Source organism: Nitrospirota bacterium, assembly GCA_037386965.1.
Taxonomy (GTDB): domain Bacteria; phylum Nitrospirota; class Thermodesulfovibrionia; order Thermodesulfovibrionales; family JdFR-86; genus JARRLN01.
Genome location: JARRLN010000083.1, coordinates 1 through 8,882, shown reverse-complemented (window position 1 = coordinate 8,882; position 8,882 = coordinate 1). Strand labels below are relative to the sequence as shown.

General features: G+C 65.6%; 4 protein-coding genes and 1 tRNA gene. 3 read left to right on the top strand and 2 right to left on the bottom strand.

Annotation, left to right across the window (positions count from 1 at the left end):
* Positions 1 to 58: 58 nt before the first annotated feature.
* Positions 59 to 145: transfer RNA gene (locus P8Y39_11050), tRNA-Leu, on the bottom strand.
* A 95-nt stretch (positions 146 to 240) separates the two neighbouring features.
* Entirely contained in the window at positions 241 to 3,258 is a 3,018-nt protein-coding gene (locus P8Y39_11045; protein ID MEJ2192861.1) for a ChaN family lipoprotein, read from the bottom strand.
* A 122-nt stretch (positions 3,259 to 3,380) separates the two neighbouring features.
* On the opposite strand from P8Y39_11045, the gene P8Y39_11040 reads away from it, so the two are divergent.
* The 3 genes from P8Y39_11040 (at position 3,381) to P8Y39_11030 (ending at position 8,851) form a co-directional block, all read left to right on the top strand.
* Entirely contained in the window at positions 3,381 to 4,346 is a 966-nt protein-coding gene (locus tag P8Y39_11040) for a peptidase MA family metallohydrolase (protein ID MEJ2192860.1), read from the top strand.
* A 78-nt stretch (positions 4,347 to 4,424) separates the two neighbouring features.
* On the top strand, positions 4,425 to 7,835 hold the full coding sequence (gene dnaE, locus P8Y39_11035) for a DNA polymerase III subunit alpha (protein ID MEJ2192859.1): 3,411 nt from the start codon (positions 4,425 to 4,427) through the stop codon (positions 7,833 to 7,835).
* 11 nt (positions 7,836 to 7,846) lie between these two features.
* Positions 7,847 to 8,851: an acetyl-CoA carboxylase carboxyltransferase subunit alpha gene (locus P8Y39_11030; GenBank protein MEJ2192858.1), complete on the top strand. Its 1,005-nt coding sequence runs from the start codon at positions 7,847 to 7,849 to the stop codon at positions 8,849 to 8,851.
* Positions 8,852 to 8,882: the final 31 nt, after the last annotated feature.

Sequence of the window (8,882 nt, the reverse complement as noted above, 5' to 3'; positions counted from 1 at the left end):
GGAATATTCTTTGCGTGCTCCCGCGAAAAGGCCGGTCACAAGCCAAAAAGTGAGTTTCTGGTGCCGAAGGGGGGATTCGAACCCCCACGGAGTTACCCCCACTAGACCCTGAACCTAGCGCGTCTACCAATTCCGCCACTTCGGCTCGCCCGGACCTGCTCTCCATGAATAATAGCCTTTATTCACGCACTTGGTCAAGCGCCCCCGGGGCGGGCGGCCCGCTCCGGAGAAGCCGCTCCCCTACTCTATGGTTACGGTGACTTCCATCTCCTTGTCGGGGGCGAGCGCCCGGGGCCTCAGTATCCTGAGGGCGACGGTCTCGCCCGCCTTTCTGCCGAAGAGGGCCGCCTTCAGGTCCCCGAAACTCTTGACCGTAAACCCGCCCGCCTCCAGAATGACGTCGTCCTTCTTGAGCCCCGCCTTCGCGGCCGGCGAGCCCGGCCTGACCCGGGTGACGGTGAGGCCTTTTTCCTTCTTCTCCACGGCCACCCCGATGAGCGGGGTCTGAGGGGCGGAGAGCTGCTGGGGGAAGAACACATAGTCGGCTATGTCCCTTTTCCAGTCCTCGCCGGAGGGGTTCAGGACGATGGCATAGGGCTTGCCGTTTAAGCGGTGGGCCCTCCTGGGGATGCCCGAGCCGTAAGCCACATGGCCCTGACCGGCGATGACCACCATCTGGTAGCCGGGGTTTTCCTTGAGAAAGTCCGCCACGGAGTGGGCCATGGTCTCGTCCCAGAGGACCTGGGCCTGGTAGAAGTTCGTAAACGTCCGTCCCGGGACCTTGCGGTGCGCCTCGAAAATCGTCCGGAGCCTCCGGCGGTAGGCGTCGTCGGTCATGTCCATGTCCGGGGGTATCTTCTCCCGCTCCTCGGGGGTGAGGGCGTCCAGCCCGCCGTCGGCCACCTTCTTGACGACCTCGGAGGCCTGGTTCAAGGCCACCACCGGGATGCCGTACGTGCGGGCGTAATCGAGAATCTCCCTGTAGAGGTTGTAGTTGAATCCCCAGCGCTCGTAGTACTCGGTGTCCTTCAGGAAGTCTCGGACGCCGATGTCCCCGGAAATGTAGGCATCCAGCGAAGGCTGGTAGGGCCGCTGAAACATCTCCATGCCGATGGCGAAGGCCCGCCCCTCCCTGTGGAGGGCCTCGATGACTGCGAGCTGCACCTTGTGGTCGGCGTAGTTCGGATGGGTCTCCCCGACGTAGATGATATCGGTGTCGATGATGCGCTCTATGATGTCTTTCAGGCTCAGGGCACGGGCCGGCGCGAAGCCAAAGGCCCGGAAAGACACGTCCTCCCGGATGCCGTAGGGCCTCTGGGAGAGGGCTTTCTCCACGTTTGTTCCCTTTTGGAAGCGCAAGGTGGAATAGTTGCCGTAGTGCATTATCTTCGGGGCGGCGAGGGCCACTTCTTCCTTGCTCGCCCCGTGAGCGGCGGCAAGCACCCCGTCGGGGTTAAGGGGGTTTTCCATGACCGAAAGGACGAACCCGCCGCCGGGGCCCTCCCCCGCCGGCTTCGGCGGACCGGCGAGAAACTGCCTGAGGACCGGGCTGTCAAAGCCCAGCACGAGGGTGGAGGACGTCTCCAGGTCCTCCTCCTTCACCTCGTCGTCGGGCTTCACACCGAAGCCCTGCTCCATGAGAAGCTCCATGAGGGGGGCGTATGTCTCTCTTTTCTTTTCGTCCGAGGGGAAGACCACCAGCCGCTTCTCCGCCCCGGTGAGGGCGGAGACCACCGGAGGGGTCTCCTCCTCGGAGAGGGCCCGCATCAGGTCGTACCCGCCGTCCACGATAAGCTCCCGGGGCCCGGCGTCCGCCGTTATGCTGACCTCCTCGGAGCCTTTCTCCACCCGGACGGTGTTCGTGGTCTCTCCCCCAGCCGAGACGACGCGCACCGGGACGTTGAGCCTGTAAGGCTCCCCTTCCTGCACGAGCCGGAAGGTCACCTGAGGCTTTCCGTCAAGGACGAGCACGCGGGCGTCCCGCACCCTGAGGACGGGCACGTCTTTCCGGGTGAGCCACTGCTTGAAGAACCATCCGAGGTCCGTGCCCGAGGCCTCTTCGAAGGCGGCCCGCACGTCGTCCCAGGAGGCCCGCTCAAACTTCTTCTTCTCGTAAAGCGCCCCCAGGGCGCCGTAAAAGGCCTTCTCGCCCACCTCGCCCCGGAGCATGTGAAAGACCATGGCCGCCTTGCCGTAGCCGATGGCGCCGGTGGCAAGGCCCGTCCGCGACCGGAACGCCGTAAGGGGGATGTCGTTGTCCGGATGCACGTAGTTCCGGTAGTTCAAAAGCAGGGTCTTCCGGTACTCCGCGCCTTTCCCCTCCCGGGCCTTGTACAGGTGGTCGGCCAGGTAGGTGGCGATGCCTTCGAGCCAGTTGCCCCGGGAGTAATCGGCGTAGACCGAATTGCCGAACCACTGGTGCAGGACCTCGTGCCCGAGGGAGGTCTCCACGATGAAAGGCAGCCGCACGACCTCGCGGCCCAGCAGCGTGTAGGTGGGCATGGAGTAGCCCGAGGGAAGCACGTTTTCCACCACCGAGAAGCGCTTGTAGGGGTACGGGCCGATGAGCCCCTGGTAAAGCTCTATGTAGTGCCTGGCATAGCGGACGTACTCCGGGGCCAGGTGGGCGTCCTCCGCGAAGAAATAGCCGTGGATGGAGATGCCATCCAGGGTATCCGAGGTCTCCAGGTACGGCCCGGCGGCCAGCGAGATGCCCGGGACGGGATGGGGAAACGCGAAGGTGAACCGCACGCCCTCCGCCGTTTCCTCGCGCTCGATGCCATCCGCCTCCGATAGGGCGGCGTAGCCCCGGGGCACGGTGGCGGTGAGGCTGTAAAGGGCCATGCCCTCCAGGGCGGGATACCATCCCGAGGTAAGCGACACGCCGCCGGGGCTTATGAACGCCCCCTGCACCACCCCCACGTTTTCTGTGTCGGGGACGAGCTCCTCTCCGGGGAAGACGCCCCTGTAGGCAATGGTGAGGACCGCCCCGGGGGCGACGTCCTCGATGACCAGGGGGCCTTTCTTCCCAAGGGCCAGGGGGCGGCCGTCGAGGCTTGCCGATTCGAGGTCCAGGGCGCCCCGCTCGACGAGCACCTTTCCTCCCCCCGGCAGGGTAATCCGCGCCTGGCCCGTGAGAAGGGCGTTCTCCGGGTCCACGGCGACCGACAGCTCATACCGGGGAAGCTCCGCCCCCTGGGCCGCGCCCCAGGCAAGCAAAAGAGCGCTCAGAACAAAAGCCGCCACGGTGAATTTCATGCATGACCCCTTTCAGGCAGAAATGTGTGCTGCTTAAATATTACAGAAGCCCGGCGGCACGCACAAGGAGAAGTCCTTCCTCGCCCCTCTGCGCGGTCCGCCAATCCTGCTAGTATAAGATAATGCGTCGTTCCCTGGAAATAGCCCGCCTTCTCGGTCTCCTTGCGCTCCTTGCCTCCGCGGCAATCCAGGGTCTTTCCGGGACGGGGGCGGCCCTGGCCGAAGAGACCATGGCCGCCCCCGGAGCCGTGCTTCTCTATGAGAAGCCCCTCCAGTCCTTCGCCCGTGCCGTCTCGGAGGCCTACCCGTCGGCCAGGGCCCGGGTAGAGGAGACCCTGGGCTGGAAGGTCGACTTCCGTCCCTACATCCGGCTGGTAGGTGACGCCGGGCGCTTCAGGCTCATGGCCGGAAACGACGTCGCCGTGGCCCTTGCCGCACCGGAGCAGAACGTCGTGGCGCTGGACGCCCCCCGGCTGATGAGAGAGCCCCACAGGCTCGAGGCCACCCTGAGGCATGAGCTCTGCCACCTCGTCCTCGGCCGTTACATCCGGGAAACCCCCATCCCCCGGTGGCTGGACGAAGGCGTGTGCCAGTGGATGAGCGAGGGCATGGGAGAGGTCCTCACGAGGGGCGGCGAGGAGCGGCTCGTCCGGGCGGCCCACAGGGGAAGCCTCATCCCCTTGAGGCGGCTCGGGCGGTTTCCGCTGGACCGTGAAGGCATCCTCCTGGCCTATGCAGAGAGCAGGAGTGTGGTAGAGTTCGTGGCCGCGGAGTGGGGACGCGAGGGCGTGCTCTCGGTGCTTGAGGAGATGCGCCGGGGACACACGCCGGGGGAGGCGGCCCGGGCGGCCCTGGGCGTGGGCCTGGATGACATCGAGAAGCAATGGAGGGAGAGCCTTCGGGGGCGGAGCCTCTGGCTCGCCTGGCTGAGGCGGCATTTCACCGAGCTCTTGTTCGTCATGGCGGCCCTCCTGGCCGTGGCGGGCTTCGGGCGCGTCCTCTGGCGCATGAAAACCTACAGGGACCCCGACGAGGAGGCGGAGGCCGAAGAGCCGGTCCGGAACACGGAGTCGCAGGAAAAACAATAACTTAAAGGCTTTTCTGCGCCCGGGGGCGCCCCTCCGGGCAGAATTGATTTTTGGGGGGCAAACCTATAAAATCTCCCTATGCAGTACTCTGATTACGTCCCCCTCCACGTTCATTCCGAGTACAGTCTGCTTGACGGGGCCATCAGGCTCTCGGAGCTGGTGGAAGCGGCGGCGAAGTTCCAGATGCCCGCCGTGGCCGTCACGGACCACGGCAACCTCTTCGGGGCCGTGCAGTTTTACAAGAGGGCCGTAAAGGCCGGGGTAAAGCCCATCCTGGGGTGCGAGGTCTACGTGGCCCCGGGGAGCAGGCACGACCGGAGCAGGAACGAGGACGGGGAGGCGGCCTTCCACCTGGTGCTCCTGGCCACAGACGACGCCGGGTACCGGAACCTGGTCAACCTGGTAAGCCTCGCCCACCTGGAGGGCTTCTACTACAAGCCCCGCATAGACAAGGCCCTGCTGAGGGAGCACGGCGAGGGGCTCATCGCCCTCAGTGCCTGCATGAAGGGGGAAATCCCTTACTACCTCCTCCAGGGGCAGGCGGACCGGGCCCGGGAGCTGGCCCGTGAGTACCGCGACATCCTGGGGCCGGAGAACTTCTACCTGGAGATACAGCATAACGGCCTCAAGGAGCAGGACGCCCTGAACGGAAAGCTCGTGGAGCTTGCCCGGGACGTGCAGGTGCCCCTGGTGGCCACGAGCGACTGCCACTACATGCATCAAAGCGACGCCAAGGCCCACGAGGTCCTGGTCTGCATACAGACGGGAAAGACCATGAGCGACCCCGGCCGGATGCGCTTCGAGGGGGCGGGCCTGTACTTCCGCTCCCCGGAGGAGATGAAGAGAGCCTTCGCCGAACTGCCCCAGGCGGTGCTCAACACCAGGGCCATAGCGGACCGCTGCGACGTGCAGTTCACCCTGGGGAAGCCGCGCCTTCCGCGCTTCGCTCCGCCCGACGGCTCCGGCCCCGCTTCGTACATGGAGAGGCTGGCCCGGGAGGGCCTCCAGAGGCGCTTCGGGGGAGAGGCCCCCGCGGAGTACGGGGCGCGCTTCGAGAGGGAGATGCAGGTCATCCGGAAGATGGGCTATCCGTCGTACTTCCTCATCGTGGCCGACTTCATCGCCTACGCCAAGGGCCGGGGCATCCCGGTGGGGCCGGGCCGGGGCTCTGCCGCCGGAAGCCTGGTGGCCTGGGCCCTGGGCATCACCGAGATAGACCCCATCAAGTACGGCCTTCTCTTCGAGCGGTTCCTCAATCCCGAACGGGTGAGCATGCCCGACATAGACGTGGACTTCTGCAAGGACCGCCGCGGCGAGGTCATCACCTATGTCTCGGAGAAGTACGGTGGTGACCACGTGGCCCAGATAATCACCTTCGGCACCATGGCGGCCCGGGCCTCCATCCGGGACGTGGCCAGGGCCCTGGACGTGCCCTACGCCGAGGCGGACAGGCTGGCCAAGCTGGTCCCCGAGGGGGTGAAGATGACCCTCGGGCAGGCGATGAAGCTCGAGCCCCAGCTCAAGGAGGCCTACGAGAAGGACGACAGGGTCCGGGAGATACTGGACATCGCCATGCGCCTGGAGGGGCTGGCCCGGCACGCCTCCACCCATGCCGCCGGCGTGGTCATCTCCCCGGAGCCCCTGACCGAGCTTACCCCCCTGTACAAGAACCCCTCGGACGAGGCCGTCACCACGCAGTTCGACATGGGCTCGGCCGAGAGCATCGGCCTCATCAAGTTCGATTTCCTCGGCCTGAAGACCCTGACCATCGTGCAGAAGACGGCCGAGTACATACAGGCCGAGGGCAGGGACTTCTCCCTGGAGGACATGCCCCTGGACGACGGGAAGACCTTCGCCTTCCTGGGCACGGGGCAGACCACGGGCGTGTTTCAGCTTGAGAGCGACGGCATGAAGGACATCCTGGTCAAGATGCAGCCCTCCCGCTTCGAGGACCTCATCGCCCTGGTGGCCCTGTACAGGCCGGGGCCGATAAAAAGCGGGATGATAGACGACTTCATCCGCCGCAAGAAGGGCGAGAAGAAGATAGAGTACGAGCTGCCGGAGCTGGAAGGCATCCTGGCCGAGACCTACGGGGTCATCCTCTATCAGGAGCAGGTCATGAGCATCGTGGGCGAGCTGGCGGGCTTCACCATGGGGCAGGCCGACGTGCTGAGGAAGGCCATGGGCAAGAAGAAGATGGACGTCATGGCCAAACAGAAGGAGCTGTTCATCGAGGGCGCCCTGAAGAGGGGCATCCCGAGGAAGAAAGCGGAGCTTCTCTTCGACCGCATGGCCTACTTCGCCGAGTACGGCTTCAACAAGTCCCACTCGGCGGCCTATGCCTACATTGCCTACCAGACGGCCTATCTGAAGGCCCACTTCCCGGTGCACTTCATGGCGGCCACCCTGAGCGCGGACCTGGACTCCTCGGACAAGGTGGTCAAGTCCATCAAGGAGTGCCGCCACATGGGCACGGACATCCTGCCTCCGGACATAAACCTCTCGGGCAAGGAGTTCACCGTGGACGGCCAGAGCATCCGGTTCGGGCTGGGCGCGGTCAAGGGGGTGGGAGGGGCCGCCGTGGATGCGATTTTACAGGTGCGGGGCGACGGGGGGCCCTTCCACTCGGTCGAGGACTACCTCCGCCGGATGGGGGGGCCGGGCAAGGTGAACAAGAAGGTCAACGAAAGCCTCATCAAGGCCGGGGCCTTCGACACCGTAAGCGCCGATGGCTCGGCGCCGCTCACCGTGCGCCGCGGGCGCGCCCTCAGGGCACTGGAGAAATCCAATGGCGGCGGCGCGCCGTCCCTGGACCTCTTCGACGCACCGGAGGATGCCCCACAGGAGGAGGCCCTGGAGGAGACCGAGCTTCTCCGCTACGAGAAGGACGCCCTGGGCTTCTACGTCACCGGAAGCCCCCTGACCAAGTACTCCCGCGTCCTGGACGCCCTGGGCATACCGGGGGTCTCCGGCCTGCTGGCCGCTCCCGACGGCAAGGAGGTGGAGGCGGCGGGCATCGTGGTGGGCCTGAGGAAAATACGCACGCGCAAGGGCGACCTCATGGCCTCCCTGGCCCTGGAGGACGAGGAGGCCGCGGCGGAGGCCATCGTCTTCCCCGACCTGTACAAGGAGCACGGGCCCCTCATCGAGAAGGACGTCCCCCTGTACGTCTCGGGCACCCTGGAGAAGTCGGAGAAGGGCATGAAGGTTGTGGCCAGGGACCTGGCCCGCCTGGATGACCTCCTCGCCCGGAAGGCCGCGGGCAGAAAGGTGCTCATCCGCCTCAGCGGGACCAACGACACGTCCCCCGACCTGGCCGCCCTGCGCGACCTGGTCATGGCCAGGGCAGGGGACGTGCCCCTGTACCTCCGGCTCCGCGCCGGGGGCTCGGAGGTCACCATTCAGGCCTCCCGGGGCGTGCTTGCCGATGAGGCCTTCATCGAGGGGGTTGAGGACGTCTGCGGGAAAGGGACCCTCAAGGTAGTTTAAAATAGAACCCTATGGGACATTACCTGGACTTCGAGAAACCCATCGAGGAGCTGGAGATGAAGATAGAGGAGCTCCGGCGCCTCTCCGACGTGAGCGACATCGACATCGCCTCGGAAATACGCAAGCTGGAGAAGAAGGCGGGACAGCTCCGCTCCTCCATATTCTCCACCCTCACCCGGTGGCAGAAGACCCAGATAGCCCGCCACCCCGAGCGGCCCCACACCCTGGACTACGTGCGGATGCTGGTGGAGGACTTCGTGGAGCTTCACGGCGACAGGACGTTCGCCGACGACCCCGCCGTCGTGGGTGGCCTGGGAAAGCTCGGGGGCGTGACCATCATGCTGGTGGGCCACGAGAAGGGGCGCGGGGTGAAGGAGCGCATCGCCCGGAACTTCGGACAGCCCCACCCGGAAGGTTACCGCAAGGCCCTCAGGCTCATGAAGATGGCCGAGCGCTTCGGCATCCCCGTGGTCACCTTCATCGACACCCCGGGGGCCTTCCCCGGCGTGGGCGCCGAGGAGAGGGGGCAGGCCGAGGCCATCGCCACCAATCTGATGGAGATGTCCCGCCTGCGTACGCCCGTCGTCTCTGTGGTCATCGGCGAGGGGGGGAGCGGCGGAGCCCTGGCCCTGGGGGTCTCGGACCGCCTTTACATGCTTGAGCACGCCGTCTATTCGGTTATCTCCCCGGAGGGCTGCGCATCCATCCTCTGGAGCAAGAACGGAAACCTGGGGAGCGAGGACTTCTCCCGGGCGGCCGACGCCCTCCGGCTCACCTCGGCGGACCTTATGGAGCTAAACATCATCTCCGGCGTCGTGCCCGAGCCCCTGGGCGGCGCCCACAGGGACCCGGAGGCCACGGGCGAGGGCCTGAAGAAGACCATACTGGACGCCCTTGCCGAGCTGAGGGAGAAAGACATCGAAACGCTGGTGGCCGAGCGCTATCGGACCCTCAGGCGGATGGGCACCTTCGTGGAGGAATCCGAACCCCGCTCCCCCGCCCCGCGGGGAAAATAGCTCTCATTCCGTCCGCGTCCAATGTCAATGA